This window comes from Brevibacterium sp. LS14 (assembly GCF_012027885.1).
GTDB classification, from domain to species: Bacteria; Actinomycetota; Actinomycetes; order Actinomycetales; family Brevibacteriaceae; genus Brevibacterium; species Brevibacterium casei.
Window position 1 is genome coordinate 167,873 of record NZ_SJXG01000044.1, and the last position, 15,104, is coordinate 182,976.

Here is a 15,104-nt window from a genome sequence, read left to right on the forward strand (position 1 = left end):
CCAGTATAGACATATGCGTATTTCGACGAGACCCTGCCAAAATATCTTTTTTCTATTGCAATATAGTGATTCAGCTCATACCGTGGAGGTCACGCGGCGGTCCACTTCGTCGCTCCCGTCGGACCACCGTCGGTGCCACAGAAGCACCGGCGCCAGGATGCAAGGAGGCACCATGGCTGACATCGAAGTACCCGTGCTCATCATCGGAGGCGGAGGCGCAGGACTGTCCGCGTCGATGAACCTGTCGAAACTCGGAGTCGATCACCTCCTGGTTAGTTCACTCCCCTACACGTCGAAGCTGCCGAAGGCCCACGTGCTCAATCAGCGCACGATGGAGATCTTCGAGGAGCTCGGGGTGGCGCCGGCGATCGAGGAGCGCAGCACCCCAGCGGAGAACATGAAGAGCACTGGGTGGTACGCCGGTCTCGTCGGCGATCACGAATACTCCGGTCGTCGCCTCGGCCACCTCGAGGTCTGGGGAGGCGGCTACACCGACCCCGACTACATCGCGGCGAGTGCGAAGCGCACATGCAACCTTCCGCAGATCCGACTCGAGCCTCTGCTCCTCGACCACGCGCGCAGACTGCACCGACGTCCCGACGGCGTTCGGTTCAATCACGAGGTCACCGCTGTCGAGCTCCTCGACGAGGGAGTCCTCGCGACAGTGCTCGACAAGGACTCCGGCTCCGAATACACGGTGCGCGCCCGGTATGCGATCGCCGCGGACCGGGGCCGCACGGTGGGTCCGGCCCTCGGAGTCGGGATGACCGGACCGACGGACCTGATGATGATGGTCTCGGTCCACTTCTCCGCCGACCTCTCGGAATGGGCCCTCGACGACGATGTGCTCATCCGCTGGCTCGTCAACCCTGAGTTCGGGGGATCATGGTCCTCAGGAGTCCTCGTGGCCATGGGCCCGGAGCACTGGGGCACGAAGTCCGAGGAGTGGGTCGTCCACCTCGACTATGCGACCCATGATGCCGAGGCGCTCACGGACGACCAGGTCATCGCCCGCCTCTGCACGGTGCTCGGCGTCGATCGCTCGGCGCTCGAGATCCACAAGGTGTCACCGTGGATCATGGAAGGCGTCGTCGCGGAGAGGTTCCGCGCCGGGGACGTCTTCATCATCGGGGACGCAGCCCACCGGCACCCGCCGACCGGAGGCCTCGGACTCAACTCTGCGATCCACGACGGCTATAACCTCGCATGGAAGCTCGCTCTCGTGCTCGAGGGCAGAGCCGGCGATGCACTGCTCGACTCCTACGAAGCCGAACGCAAGCCGGTCGATCAGGACAACGTCAACGCTGCGGTCGCCTCGGCGATGAATCACTTCACGATCGACCGAGCCCTCAACCTCTCTCCGGAGGCCTCCGCGGCTGAGAACTGGGCGGAGCTCGAACCCATCTGGGACGACTCGAAGCCCAACGCCGCAGAGAAGCGCCACGCGCTCAACCGCGCGATCGGCACGCAGACCATGGAGTTCCGCCACCACAACGTCGAGTTCGGGTACCGCTACGATTCCACCGCAGTCGTATCGGACGGCTCTCCCGACTATGTGCCCATCGACGCGGTCCGACTCTACGAACCGTCGACGAAACCGGGTCATCCGCTCCCCCATGCCTTCGTCGAGAAGTCGAACGAGCGCTTCGCCCTCAGCAGTCTCGTCGACGGCGGACACTTCCTCGTCCTTGCCGGCGAAGACGGTCACGACTGGGTCGCCGCCGCCGAGCAGATCGCCGCTGACCGCGGCCTGCGGATCAGGGCTCATACCGTCGGGCTCGAAGGCAGCGACTACGTCGATGTGCGGATGGCATGGATGAAGAACCGCGGGATCAACTCGGAGGGCGTCGTCATCGTGCGCCCGGACCGCTACGTCGCCTACCGGTCGATCGATTCCGTGGCCGACGCCGCCGACGAGCTCAACCGCGTCTTCGATGCGATCCTCGCCTCACCGCAGTCGGCCGCGCAGAGCGGGTCGGCCGCGCAGAACACGTCGGCCGCGCGGAGCGGCGCTGCCGCTGCACCGAACCAGGCAGCCGCCGCATCGGAGCGGGCGACCGACGCGCCGGAGCGGGCGACGATCGAATCAGACCGGGCGGTGGTGTGAGTGGGCTGAGCGCCTGAACCAGCCTCACTGCCACCGACGGCGAGCCCCGCGGATCCTCGCGGGGCTCGCCGCATGCCGCGGGAATCATGCCGATGCTGACTCGCCGGGGTTCGCGGACGTGTGCTGCGCAGTGCCGCGATCTGCGCTGCACAATCCCGGACTTCGCTCAACGCTGTCCCGGACTTCGCGCAGTGGCGCTAGCATGCGCTCATGAACGCACCGATCGAGAAGGGCCCATGCAATGACCACTCCTGACGGCTCTGCCCCTGTCACAGATCGGTCTCTCGCCTTCGAGTGGCGCGGCGAGGTGACCAACGACGAGATCAACATCCTCCACGCCGAGGCGTTCGAGCACCGGGTCCTCGACGACGACTGGCTCACCCACCTCGAGGCGCTCAGCCTCGGCTGGGTGACGGCCCGCGACGCCGTCGGGCTCGTCGGCTTCGTCAATATCATCTGGGACGGCGGCGTCCACGCGTTCATCGAGGACACAGCGGTCGCCGTGCGCGCCCGTCGCCGAGGCATCGGACGCCGACTCATCGAGATCGCGCGCGAGCACTCGACCGCGGCCGGCTGCGAGTGGCTCCACGTCGACTTCGACGATCACCTCCGCGAGTTCTATTTCGACGCGTGCGGCTTCGCACCGACGAACGCGGGACTCATGCGGCTGCGCTGTTCGACGAGCCGGGCTCACACGGACGACAGCCCAGGCCGCGCGGACGACGGCCCGGGCAATCGCGGACGGCAGCCCAGCCAGCGCGGACGACGGCCCAGGCCGCAGCGGACAGTGGGAGTCAGCCCAGACAATCGCGGACGGGGGAAAGTCAGCCGAGCGACCGCGAACGGCAGCCCGGGCCGCTGCGAACGGCAACCCACACTGCCGATGGTTTGCCATCGCGCCGACCGCTGCGACCGGCGAGAGCACCCATGTGCACGTGCGGGGAACAGTGCGACAATGAGGTGAAACCGACCCGATTCAAGGAGCGATCATGAGCGAGAATCCCACCGACGACGCCGACTTCCTCACGCAGGACGACGAATTCGATGCGGAGGAGACGGAAGAGGACAACGCCGAGCCCACCGGCGTCGACCTCGACGGACTCGAAGAGACCGCGGACGCGGCCGAGGCCGACGCCGAGGATCCCGACTTCGAAGCCGACTCCGAAGAAGAGGACGAGCCCTACATCGAACCCGGCGCCGAAGGTCCCGAGGGCACCGGCATCGAAGGTGCCGACGATGCGCTCATCGACGATGCGGGTTGGGACGACGAACAGGACGCCCCCGCGCTCGACGGCGACCTCGACACCGACCCGATCACCGCCGCAGAGCAGGGCAATCGCGACGGCGACGAGATGGTCTCCTACGGCGACGACGACTCCGAGGTCGCCGAACTCAGCGGCGACGACCTCGACGTCGACGCCCTCGCTGACGACGGCGTCGAAGAGGTCGACGTCATCGACGGCATGCCCGAGACCATCGACAACGCCTACCAGGAGGACTGACCGCCTCCCCTGCGGCCGGTTCCACCGCCCTCTCCCCTCGCTCGCCGAGGTGGGAGGGCGTTCTCGTGCGCGCGTGCCGAGCGTACTCGTGCGCCCGTGCCGAGCGGTTCTGGCGTGGCCGAACGTCCGGCGTGCCCGATCGCAGCCCCCGATCGAGGCCCCGAACGCAGCCCTCGATCGCGGTCCCAAACGCAGCCCGATCTCACGAGAGTCAGCCTGCGATTTTCGATGAGCATAATGAGTTCAACCAAATTTTCGTTCGGATCAGTTTCGAAATATGTATTGACACGATTTGTGATGCGGTCTACACTAAGGGTAACGATCCACACTGACGTGGAAAGGCAGGTGAACGGCGATGAAGGATCCTTCGGACCCCCTAGGGGCCGGTTGCGGTGCCGCCGATGACGAGCCTCCCGATCCTCGCCGCCTCCGCATAGATCCTGACTCCCCTTATGCTGATGCGCTCTCCGTCTACAGCGCCTGCGATCGCGCGCAGCTGGCCGCGTGGGAGACGACCGCATCCCTCTTCCTCCACGATGTCATCGCTCACCTCGATCTCCTCAACCCCTCTCCGGAATCCCCGTACCGGCACGCATCGCTGACCGAGACCGCCCGCCGTCACGCCCGGGCACACGGCTCCGAGGCCGACTGGGTCTCCGAGGTCGATCCCGACCCGGCTCCTTCACCCGCTGCCGGGGATCCCGAAGCCGCCCCCACCTCGGCGTCTGATTTCACTGTCCCGGCACCCCTCCCTGGGTTTCCGAAGTTCCGGGAGACCCAGACCATCTACGGGTGGGTCCATTCCCTCTCCCATGCCGAGGACATCGCCGAGCTCTCGGCGATCCGCGGCTCGACGATCCCCGCGACCTACGCTCACGTCACTGCGGCGATGACCCTCGTTCACGGGCTGCCCAAGTTCTACGCTCGCTGCCTCGCCGGCGAGTTCACCATCGAGCATGCGATCGCCGCGACCCGCATGTGCCAGGACCTCCAGCTCCAGCGCCTCCCCGTCATCGACTGCTACCTCGAGGAGCGGCGAGCCGACATCACAGTCGAGACCTTCAGGAAGTCGCTGTCTCTCAAGGTCTCGATCGTCCAGCCCGAGGAAGAGCGCACCGAGGCGGCCCATGAGCGTCGTCGAGTCGGCATCACCACCTTCCCCGACGGCACCGCGTGCCTGACGCTCACCGGACCGTCAGCCGAACTTCAAGCGTGCTACCTGCGCATCGAGGCCTTCGCGAGAGCCATCCGCAACGGCAACACTGCGGCGTTCACCGACCAGATGCCCGCAGGAGCGATCATCGACGACGACCGCAGCATCGACGCCCTGATGTTCGACATCATCACCCGCACCATCCCGCAGGCTCGCATCCACATCCGCGCACACGACACCGACACCGGGCAGAACTCGAGCCGCGACATCCCTCTCGACCTGGAGAATGCCCGCACCGTCCATGACATCGCCGAGGCGATCGGCACTGCCGTCGGATCCGTCGGAATCGACCCCAGCAGCCTCGGCGGCGTCCATGTCGACGAAGGTGATCCCGTCGCCCCGACGGCCGGCAGTCTCAACGACGCACCGACAGCTGCTCCTGCCCAGGCAGCAGCCACCGATTCGTTCGGCAATGTCATTCCTGTCGACGACGCAGTACCCGTCGGCGGTGCGCCCGTAGTCGACTGCACTGGTCCCGACACGGAGAACCGGACGGTCGGAGGTGCTCGATCGACGGATGACGATGGACCGGATGGTTCCGTTCGCTCTCCGGACGCAAGGCAGGGGGAAATGACCCGGATCGAGGATTCCGATCCAGACGAACAGGGCCGATACGCGTTCTACCTGGGTCTGACGATGCCGACGACGCCGTTCTGGCTCGGCGGCCAGTCGAAGATGATCACCACGGTGCCCTTCATCTCGCTCGCCGGCCTCGCTGATCTGCCCGGCACGTTTTCCGACGGTTCGCCCATCCCGCCGGAGATGGCTCGGGCGATCGCCGGCCAATGTTCGACGTGGACGCGGATCCTCACCGATCCTGCGACCGGCACCCCGATCGATGCGAAGGCGATGTCCTATTACATTCCCGCTCAGGTGAGGCAGACGCTCGTCGCCCAATGGCAATGGTGCAGTGTGCCCGGATGCCGGCGTCGAGCAGAGACGTCGGAAGTCGACCACATCATCCCGTTCGACCACGATAATCCGGCCTCGGGAGGACTGACCGTCTTCGGCAACCTCCACCCGCTGTGCAAACTCCACCACCAGGCGAAGACCGACTGCAGATACGCGGTGCGCATGGACTGTCCCGGTGTGCTCGAATACCGGTTCGCCCACGGTGTGGAAGCGATCTTCTCTCCAGGGGACAACCCTGTCGACGTCGAGCAGGCCCGCCTCATGCAGGCCATCGTCACAGATCCGATCGACTCGGATGATGGGCAGGAACCGCCGCCGTCACCGGGCGACGAACGATTCGCCGATGAATGCCCGGAGCCCGCAGGCGGAGACGGAGCGGCCGGATGGGTCCCCGCGGAGGGCAACATCATCTACAAGAAGCCGCGGAAGAAGCGCTGGGTCTGGGATCCCGGCGGACCACCGCCGTTCTGATTCCCTTCCTCATGCGATCTGCGAAGTGATCTGCACACGTCCACGTGATCTGCACACGTCCATGTGATCCGCACGAGCAACCTAACCCGACCACGCCTCCCACAGACGGGCGTACCGACCACCCGACGCCACCAGGTCGGCATGCGTGCCCTCTTCGACGATGTGGCCATGTTCCATGACGAGAACCCGATCGGCCGTTTCGGCCTGGCTGAGACGATGAGCGACGACGAGGGCACCGCGGCCTTCAAGTGCAGCACTGGCCGACTGTTCGAGGACATGGGCTCCGGCGGACCCGGCCTCGGCAGTCGCTTCATCGAGGATCGCGAAATCAGGATCGGCGAGCACCAGCCTCGCCAGCGCCAACGACTGCTCCTGGACCGGGCTCAGCCGTGTCCCTCCGTCGCCGACCTCGGTCTCGAGCCCGTCGGGCAGCTCGAACGCCCACGTCGCACCGACTGCCCGCAGAGCCGAGGCGATCTCGTCCTCCCCGGCGCCGGGCACCGGCAGGGCGACATTGTCACGCACGGTTCCGGCGAAGGTGTGGACTTCCTGCGCGACCATCGCGATGTGCGAGCGCAGCACCGGTTCGGGAAGCGTGTCGAAGGAGACGCGGAATTCGGATGTCTCACCTGCGCCGGGATCGCCGCCCGACACGACGAGTTCGGCTCGGCCCCGCGTCGGCACCGACAAGCCGGCGGCGGTCCGCGCCAGCGTCGACTTCCCGGCTCCGGTCGTGCCGACGACGGCGACGACCTCACCGGGTTCGATGCGCAGGCTCACTCCTCTGACCACCTGATGGGCCGAGGCGGGATCCTTGTCATAGGTGAACCAGAGGTCCTCGAGCACGAGTGTCGGGCCGGGTCGGACCGAAGAGCCCGAGGAGACACTGAGGCCGTCCGCGCCACCGGCAGCACGATCGACCCCGGCCTCCCGCCTCGGCGAGGATTCGGCTTCGATGATGACACCGACCATCCGGGTCAGGGACGCACCGGCGGACTGCACCTGGTCGAAGAGGCCGACGAGCGCCCCGATCGGGTTGAACAGACGGTGGAAGACGAGCGCCGCCGTCGTCACCGCACCCGCGGTCGACTCCCCGAACCACACGAGCGCGAAACCGGCGATGAGGATGAGGGAAAGCACGACCGCCTCGGCGCGGTTGTTCCGACTGAACGCCCGGGTGAGGAAGCGGAACACGCCGATCGACAGGTCCCGCGCCTCACCGGAGGCCGCATCGATGCGGCGCAGCTCCCCCGCCTCGGCGCGAAAGGCACGCAGCGTCCCCGCTCCGGTCAACCCGCCGAGGAGGCGCCCGGCTCGCCTGCCGAACGCGGCCCTCTGCTCCCGGTAGATGGGCTCCGACCTGGGCAGATACCAGCGCAGCGTGAGCCAGTACATCGGCAGCGCGATGAGCCCGACGATCCCCAGCCGCCAGTCGATGGCGGCCATGCCGACGGCCGAGACGATGACGACGAGAAGCGATTCGACGATGATCGGCAGCACCAGCGCGGCGGCCTCGCTGATCATCCGGGAGTCGTCGGCGACTCGGGAGACGAGGTCGCCGGTGCCCGTCCGTTCGACCTTCTGCGCCTCGAGGGACAGCGCCGAATCGACGACCTCGGTGCGCAGCTCGGCGACGACGGGCATCGCGATCCGGGCGAGCGCCCATGCCCCGATCCACGTCCCCAACGCCATGACCACACCGGCGATCGCCACCGCGATCGCACTCTGCCACACCACCTCGGCGCCGGCACCGCGGGGAAGCTCGTCGACGAGGCGACCGATCGCCCACGGTCCGACGAGTCCGGCCGCCGCATTCGCGGTCCCGGCGACGACGAGGAGGACGATCAACCAGCCGCGGGCACGCAGCAGCGGACCCAGGCGGGCAAAGGCCTCGCGTCTCGTCGCGATCGGCAGGGTGGTCGGGGTCGCGGTCGCGCTCATCGGGTCACCGCCGTCCGGTAGGCGTCAACGTCGAGCAGATCCGCGTGCGCGCCCACGCGGACACGGCCGGAGGCCGGGACGAAGACGACGGTGTCGGCGGCGGCGAGGAAGGCCGGGGAGCTCGTGAACAGGAGTGTCGCGGTCGTCTCGGACGAGCGGCGCAGGCGGGTCAGTCCCGCACAGATGCGCGCCTCGGTGACGGCATCGACCGCGGTCGTCGGTTCGTCGAGGACGAGCAGCTGCGGCCCCGCGTGGAGCGCGCGGGCCAGAGCGATGCGCTGGCGCTGACCGCCCGAGAGGTTGCCGCCGAGCTCGAGGATCCGATGGTCGAGCCCGTCCTCGACGAGGTCGAGGAGTTCGTCGGTGCCCGAGGCGGTGAGCACCTCGACATCGACCTCAGCGGCGCGCTCACCGGGGAGCATGGTGATGTTCGAGCGGATCGTCCCCTCGAACAGGTCGACCGCGTGCGGGGCGACGACGATGTCCTCGGTCGTGCGCCCCCGCGCGTGGGTCACCAGCGCGGTCACCAACGCGGACGCGTGCGCGTGGTCCTCGACGACGAGGCACGTGAACGTAGCGACCGGCGCGTTGAACGCACACGTCCCCTTCTCTCCCACCGTCCAGTTCCGCACCGTCAGACCGGCCTCGCCGAGGTGGACCTCGGGTTCCGCGGGACGCTGTAGTCCTGCAGGGCGCTGTGGGTGTCGGGGACTCTGTGGGCCTGCAGGACGCTGGGGGTCCGCAGGACGCTGTACGTCTGCGGGACCCAGTTGGCCTGTGGGATGGGCCGGATCGTCGGTCGGTGTGGGGCCGGTCGCCTTGGTGGAGGTAACGGCGTTGGGGTCGCGGTCGGCCGGGTCGACGTGGGCGGGGTCGCGGTCGGCGGCAGCATCGCCGGCGCGGTCGACCTGGGCGGCACCGGCGTGGTCGATGTGGGCGGCACCGGCGCGATTCGGTGGGGTGCCGTTCTGGTCGACGTGTTCGATGTCGGTGAGGAAGCGGGAGATCCGGGCTGCGGCGCCGTGAGACTGGGCGAAAAGGCCGACGATGTCGGCGAGCGCGCGCATGGGCTCGGTGAGGAAGGCCGTCATGCCGAGGATGCCGATGAGCGCCCCTATGCTCAGCTGGCCGTCGATGAGGCGCAGCCCGGCGACGACGAGGACGATCGCGAGGACGACGGACATGACAAGCGCGCCGAGGCCGGCCAGGCGTCCGGTGCGCTCACCGGTGGCGACACCCGCCTCGGCGGCGGCATCCGAGGTGGCGCGGTAGCGTTCGGCGGCCCACCGTTCGCCGCCGAGGGCCTTGATGACGCGCAGCCCGCTCATGAGGTCGGCGGCCGAGCGGCCGGCCTGCGCGACGGCCTCGAGCTGGGCACTCGCCTTCGCCGAGACTGACCGGCCGGGCAGCGAGACGATGGCCAAGCCGATCGGGACGGCGATGAGGACGACGAGGCCGGTGACGGGATCGGCGACGAGGAGGAAGACGGCTGCCGTGATCATCCCGAGGACCGCGGCGATGCCGCGACCGAGTTGCGAGAACGACTGCGCGGCGGTGTCGGCGTCGGCCGACGCGATCGAGAGGACCTCCCCCGAGGCGCGGTCGGCGGGCAGGTTCGCCGAGGTGAGCGCCGCGTGGGTGATCTCGACCCGCAGCGCATGCGCCTCATGCTCGCGGGCGGCGTTGCACCACCGCGCGCCGAAGCGGTAGCCGTAGCTGAGGACGGTGAAGAGGAGCAGGAGACCGGCGATGGAGACGCTGAGCATCGGGATCGAGCGCGGGATGATCGCGACGTCGACGACGATGCCGATGGCCACCGGTACGAGCGCCTCGCACACCTGCCACAGCGACATCGCGATGACCCCGGGAACGAGGAGGCGGAGACGGCGGCGGGCCGCGCGTCGCAGGAGCGCCGCGCCGGAGGAGGGAGTCAGCGGCACATAGGTTACCCTAACATCTTCTGTCACACCGCCTCGGCGGGCGGCTCACCGGCGGCAGGCTCATCTGCAGACCGCAGCCATCGCGCGCTCCTACCAGCTGATGACGTGGGGGACGCTCACCTGCTTGAGGCCCTCGAGGCCGAACTCGAGGCCGTAGCCGGACTTCTTCACGCCGCCGAAGGGGACGCGGGGGTCGACCGCGCCGTGTTTGTTGATCCACGTCGAGCCCGCTTCGAGGCGTGACGCGACCTTCTTGCACTCCTCAAGGTCGGTCCCCCACACCGAGGAGCCGAGGCCGACTTCGAGCTCGTTCGCCCAGACGATCGCCTGGTTGAGATCGGAGTACCTGACGATCGGGAGCACCGGACCGAACTGCTCCTCGGCGACGAGCGCATTGTCGTTGTCGATGTCGGCCACCAGCGTGGTCGGGTAGAAGTACCCGGGCTGATCCTCATCCGGATCCCCGCCGAGGAGGATCGTCGCCCCGCCGTCCTTCGCCGCCTGGACGAGACCCGCGACGATGTCGTACTGCTGCCGGTTCTGCAGAGGCCCGAGCACGTTCTCCTCCTCCAGCCCCACACCCATCGGCATCTGCCCGGCGACCTCGACGAGTGCTTCGCACACTTGGTCGTAGAGCGAATCGGGGACATAGAGGCGCTTCATCGCCGCACACGTCTGACCGGTGTTGATGAAGGCACCCCAGAACAGGTCGGCGGCGATCGCCTTGGGGTCGGCGTCCTCGAGGACGATGCCTGCATCGTTGCCGCCGAGCTCGAGGGTGAGCCTGGCCAGATTGTCGGCTGCCGCACGCATGATCGCCTGGCCCGTCGCCGTCGAGCCGGTGAACATCACCTTGTCGACGCCGTCGTGGTCGGTCAGCGCCGCACCCACCTTCCCGTCACCGGGGACGACGGTGAGCACATCGGCAGGGAGCACCTCGTTGACCACGGCGACGAGGGCCTGGACCGACAGCGGCGTGTACTCGGAGGGCTTGAGGACGACGGTGTTGCCCATCTTCAGCGACGGTGCGAACTGCCAGACGGAGATCATCATCGGCCAGTTCCACGGCCCAACCGCCCCGACGACGCCGACCGGTGCGTAGTGGAGCTCCGCATGGGTGCCGTCCTCGTCGACGAGGACCTCGGGCTCGAGGGCGAAGGCGGCGTTCGCGCGCAGCCACGCCGCGCACGCACCGACCTCGAAGCGGGCGTTCGGTCCGTTGAGCGGTTTGCCCTGCTCACGGGAGAGCAGCTCGGCCAGCGCCTCGGCAGACGCCTCGATGGCATCGGCCGCCTTGTTGAGGAGGTCGTTGCGCTCCTCGACGGGACGCGAGGCCCACGCCGGCTGCGCGGCGGCAGCGGCGAGGACAGCGGCGTCGATGTCGGCAGGACTGCCTTCGCGGGTGCGCCCGACGACCGCGCCGGTCGCCGGATCGAAGATCTCCCGACCGGTCGGGTCGGTGACCGCGGCGAGCAGTCCGTCAAAGGTGGTGAGGTCAGCGGCCGCGCCGGAGGACTGGGAAGCGTCGGCCGGAGCAGTGGTCTCGTGGGTGGTCATGATTCTCCTTGATGTGGTGGCGGGTTGCCGCGGGTGACAGGTGGCGGGCTGCAGTGGAAGGCAGGTTGCGGTGGGAGGCGGGTTGTGGCGGCCGGCGGATTGCTGTGGGCGGCAAGTTGGGGTCAGGGGGTATGTCCTTCTCATCCCAGACTTCCACCGGAACCGATCCCTGCATAGAGGTGCGGGTCTCGGCGGCGCAGGGTGAGCGCCCACAGGGTGCCGGCGAGGCCGGGGACGAGGACGATCGCCGGCAGCAGCCACGAGAGCACGGTCGGCTCGCTCGCCCCGATGAGGACGTCGAAGTTGGCAACGATGGCGACGAAGAGGGCGAAGAGTCCGAGCGCGGCGATGCCGGGCGCGATGATCCGAGTCCATGTCGAGTACTCGTCCCTGCGGGTGCGGAGGAAGCCGATGACCGCGAGCGCCGTCAGTCCCATGAGGAGGACGAGCCCGAACGCCCCCATGTTCGTCAGCCACGTGAAGAGCGTGACGACGGGGAAGAGCGGATCCGTGCTCCCGATTCCGGCGATCGCGAAGATGAGGAGGACGACGAAGGCGAGTCCCGACTGCGTGAGCGAGCCCGCGACCGGCGCACCCGAGCGCCGCGAGGTGCGGGCGAGGAAGGTCGGGAGCACCCGGTCCCGGCCGAGCGCGAAGAAGTACCGGGCGACGATGTTGTGGAAGGCGACGAGCGCCGCGAGCAGCGAGGTGAGGAAGAGGAGGTTCGCGAGGTCGACGAACCAGACCGGCGCATGGTCGGCGAGGAAGGCGAACATGAGGTCGGGACCGAGCTCCTGAGACTGCCCGATGACCTGCGAGGGTCCGACGCCGACGACCATCGCCCACGCCGAGAGCGCATAGAACCCGGCGATGAGGCTGACGGCGACGATCGTCGCCCGCCCCGCCGTCCGCGTCGGGTCCTTGACCTCCTCGTTGTAGATCGCCCCCGATTCGAAGCCCATGAACGCCGCGATCGAGAAGGCGAGCGCCGCCCCGATCCCGGGAGCGAAGAGCTGATCGGGCAGCAGTCCGTCGGCGGTGACGCCCTCGGGGCTCTGGACGAGTCCGATGAGGTCGAAGACGATGACGACGAGGAACTCTGCGGTGACGATGACCCCGAGGACCTTCGCGGAGAAGTCGACTCGGGCGATGCCCATGAGCCCGACGACCGCCCACGCGATGAGCGCACACACCGCCCACGGCACCGTGAGCCCGAAGAGCGCATCGAGGATCGAGGAGAGGACGAAGCCGAACATCCCGACGATCCCGATCTGCATCGCGTTGTAGGCCACGAGCGCGGTGAGCGCGGCCCCGACACCCGCCGGCTTCCCGAGCCCCTTCGCGATGTAGGCGAAGAACGCCCCCGCGTTGTGGACGTGCCTGCTCATCGCGGCATACCCGATCGCGAAGAGGATGAGGACGACGCCGAGGACGAGGAACGACAGCGGGATCCCGAACAGCCCCGTGACCGCGACGTTGCTCGGCACTCCCCCGGCGACGACGGTCAGCGGCGCCGAGGCGGCGATGATCATGAAGACGAGGGAGGCGGTCCCGATCCGTCGCCCTTCCAGGCTCGCCGAGGTGGGGGTCGTTTCCGTACGCTGCCCCATATCTGCGCTCATGTGATCCCCCTGACAGACGACGATGTCCCAGCCAGGATGCCCCAGGCCCGTCCCCGGCGTCTTGGCTTTGGGAGCAGATCCCTTGACCGTGAGCGCAGGGCTCAGCGCGGCGCTGAACCGAGCGCAAGACTCATCGCTGAGCTCAGCACACAACAGAGCTCAGCGCGCCGCAGTCCCAGAGGACACAGCCCCGCCGAGCGCGGTCCGCCGGTAGAGCGCGGGTGGTTCGCCGACGACCCGGCGGAAGAGGCGGGAGAAGTGCGCGGGATCGCTCAGGCCCCACCTGGCCCCGATCGCGGCGACCGGCACATGCGCGAGCAGGGGGTCGGCGAGGTCGGTGCGGCACCGTTCGATCCGGCGTCGGCGGATCTCGCCGGCCACACTCTGACCGCCCTCGAAGAGCTGGTGGAGAGCGCGGACCGACATGAAGTGCGCGGCCGCGATCGACCCCGGACTCAGCTGCGGATCGGCCAGGTGCGCGTCGATGTGGGCGATGACCTCAGCCCACAGTCGCGATCGCTCATCCGCTGCCTCGGCGCCGGTGTCGAGCTCATCGGCCATGACCGTCGTGAGCAGGTCGACGACATTGCCGGCCAACCGCACCCCGACCGACCGGGTCAGCGTCGGCAGCATCGCCCCGGCCCGGGCGATGACCCCGGTGACGACCTCGCCGAGGTCGTGGTCGGCTCCGATCGGGGTCGCCGTGAGCTGGGCGACGGTGTCGGCGGGGAGGGTGACCCGGGCCTGCGGGAACATCATGACGTAGGAGGAGAAGTCCGCGTCGAAGCTGAGCGTGTACGGCCGGGAGGTGTCGTAGATCGCGAGCGTGCCCGGCGCGAGCGCGACCTCGCGACCGTCCTGGATGAGGAGCCCGTGCCCGCTGAGCTGGAGGGACACCTTGTAGTAGTCACGGTCTCCGCGCCCGATGAGCTCCGGGGTGCGGAGCACCGCGTGCGGGTCGGCGGCGATGTGGGACATGACGACGGCATCGTAGTCGCGGGCGCTGATCCTGCCCGTGAAGCCGCCTCGACGCTGGGGTTCGGTCTCGAGCGGGACGAAGGAGTCCGAGACGAGGCTGCGCCACTCGTCGAAGTCCGCGGCCGTGCCGTCCAGAAGCATCATCGCTCTCCTCAGCTCATTCGCCGACGTCGGTGTCGGCGCTCATCCCAGTCTGCATCCGGGAGATGAGGTAGTCGAGCTGGGCCCGCATCCCGGTGAAGTCGAAGCCCTCCCCGCCGACGATCGCCGTCGTCTGCGCCCCGAGGAGGTAGGTGAGGAACGTGTCGGCTTCGGTCTCGACGATGACCGCGGCGCTGATCTGCCCGTCCGCCGCCGCCTCGGCCAGCCACCCGCGGATCCATCCGCGCCACCTCGCCATCGTCGCGCTCACCGCGCGGGCATGGTCGGGGTCCTGGGCCACCTCGGCGAGGAAGGAGAGGACGACGCGGGCCTCGTCATGGAGAGCCGGCGTCGTGGGCACGACCTCGGCGGCGAATCCGCGCAGGGCGGCCATCCCCCTCAGCCCCTCGGTCGCCAGCGCCACCCGGGCGTTCGTCGCCTCGTAGACGTCGACATAGGTCGCGGCGAGGAGATCGGCCTTCGACCCGAAGTAGGACTTGACGACGCCGTTGGCGAAGCCGGCCTCGGCGGCGATGTCGCGCATCGTCGTGCCCGAAAGCCCCTGCCGGACGATGATCCGCGTCGTCGCCTCGACGAGGTCGCGACGGCGCTGGGCATAGTCGACGATCTTGGGCATCTGTCCTCCGCGGTCTTGACTTTATTCTCTACGCATGTAGATTTTAGCGTGATCCGGCTCACGCCGACAACAGAAGCGAAGGT

General features: G+C 68.2%; 10 protein-coding genes. 4 read left to right on the forward strand and 6 right to left on the reverse strand.

What is annotated here, in order from left to right:
- Window positions 1-172: 172 nt before the first annotated feature.
- From EZE58_RS07455 to EZE58_RS07470, 4 genes are all read left to right on the forward strand, one after another.
- Entirely contained in the window at window positions 173-2,107 is a 1,935-nt protein-coding gene (locus tag EZE58_RS07455; protein ID WP_009377678.1) for an FAD-dependent monooxygenase, read from the forward strand.
- A gap of 241 nt (window positions 2,108-2,348) precedes the next feature.
- Window positions 2,349-3,071 carry a GNAT family N-acetyltransferase gene (locus EZE58_RS07460; RefSeq protein WP_009377677.1) on the forward strand — a complete coding sequence of 241 codons (723 nt, stop codon included), beginning with the start codon at window positions 2,349-2,351 and terminating at the stop codon, window positions 3,069-3,071.
- Window positions 3,072-3,096: 25 nt separating this feature from the next.
- Window positions 3,097-3,609, forward strand: a complete 513-nt coding sequence (locus EZE58_RS07465) for a hypothetical protein (protein WP_009377676.1) — start codon at window positions 3,097-3,099, stop codon at window positions 3,607-3,609.
- 355 nt (window positions 3,610-3,964) lie between these two features.
- Window positions 3,965-6,205 carry an HNH endonuclease signature motif containing protein gene (locus EZE58_RS07470; RefSeq protein ID WP_009377674.1) on the forward strand — a complete coding sequence of 747 codons (2,241 nt, stop codon included), beginning with the start codon at window positions 3,965-3,967 and terminating at the stop codon, window positions 6,203-6,205.
- An 81-nt stretch (window positions 6,206-6,286) separates the two neighbouring features.
- Here the strand turns inward: EZE58_RS07470 and EZE58_RS07475 are convergent, their stop codons facing one another.
- The 6 genes from EZE58_RS07475 to EZE58_RS07505 form a co-directional block, all read right to left on the reverse strand.
- Window positions 6,287-8,146, reverse strand: a complete 1,860-nt coding sequence (locus EZE58_RS07475) for an ABC transporter ATP-binding protein (RefSeq protein WP_009377673.1) — start codon at window positions 8,144-8,146, stop codon at window positions 6,287-6,289.
- A complete protein-coding gene (locus tag EZE58_RS17205; RefSeq protein ID WP_009377672.1) occupies window positions 8,143-10,086 on the reverse strand; it encodes an ABC transporter ATP-binding protein in 1,944 nt (647 codons plus the stop codon). Before EZE58_RS17205 ends, EZE58_RS07475 begins: the two co-directional genes overlap by 4 nt.
- Window positions 10,087-10,176: 90 nt before the next feature.
- Complete coding sequence (locus EZE58_RS07490) at window positions 10,177-11,643, reverse strand: aldehyde dehydrogenase family protein (RefSeq protein ID WP_009377671.1); 1,467 nt, start codon at window positions 11,641-11,643, stop codon at window positions 10,177-10,179.
- A gap of 140 nt (window positions 11,644-11,783) precedes the next feature.
- Window positions 11,784-13,265 (reverse strand): APC family permease, encoded by a 1,482-nt coding sequence (locus tag EZE58_RS07495; protein WP_051995537.1) that lies wholly within the window; start codon window positions 13,263-13,265, stop codon window positions 11,784-11,786.
- Between the two features lie 159 nt (window positions 13,266-13,424).
- On the reverse strand, window positions 13,425-14,387 hold the full coding sequence (locus EZE58_RS07500; protein ID WP_167560162.1) for a helix-turn-helix domain-containing protein: 963 nt from the start codon (window positions 14,385-14,387) through the stop codon (window positions 13,425-13,427).
- 13 nt (window positions 14,388-14,400) lie between these two features.
- The gene (locus EZE58_RS07505) at window positions 14,401-15,021 is read right to left on the reverse strand and encodes a TetR/AcrR family transcriptional regulator (protein ID WP_095376158.1); all 621 of its coding nucleotides are present in this window, start codon (window positions 15,019-15,021) and stop codon (window positions 14,401-14,403) included.
- Window positions 15,022-15,104 lie beyond the last annotated feature (83 nt).

Excerpts from the sequence above, each read along its gene's own strand:
- EZE58_RS07455 (WP_009377678.1), top strand. The coding sequence starts at position 173 with ATGGCTGACATCGAAGTACCCGTGCTCATCATCGGAGGCGGAGGCGCA.
- EZE58_RS07475 (WP_009377673.1), bottom strand. The coding sequence starts at position 8,146 with ATGAGCGCGACCGCGACCCCGACCACCCTGCCGATCGCGACGAGACGC.
- EZE58_RS07495 (WP_051995537.1), bottom strand. The coding sequence starts at position 13,265 with ATGAGCGCAGATATGGGGCAGCGTACGGAAACGACCCCCACCTCGGCG.
- EZE58_RS07500 (WP_167560162.1), bottom strand. The coding sequence starts at position 14,387 with ATGATGCTTCTGGACGGCACGGCCGCGGACTTCGACGAGTGGCGCAGC.
- EZE58_RS07465 (WP_009377676.1), top strand. The coding sequence starts at position 3,097 with ATGAGCGAGAATCCCACCGACGACGCCGACTTCCTCACGCAGGACGAC.
- EZE58_RS07490 (WP_009377671.1), bottom strand. The coding sequence starts at position 11,643 with ATGACCACCCACGAGACCACTGCTCCGGCCGACGCTTCCCAGTCCTCC.
- EZE58_RS07505 (WP_095376158.1), bottom strand. The coding sequence starts at position 15,021 with ATGCCCAAGATCGTCGACTATGCCCAGCGCCGTCGCGACCTCGTCGAG.
- EZE58_RS07460 (WP_009377677.1), top strand. The coding sequence starts at position 2,349 with ATGACCACTCCTGACGGCTCTGCCCCTGTCACAGATCGGTCTCTCGCC.
- EZE58_RS07470 (WP_009377674.1), top strand. The coding sequence starts at position 3,965 with ATGAAGGATCCTTCGGACCCCCTAGGGGCCGGTTGCGGTGCCGCCGAT.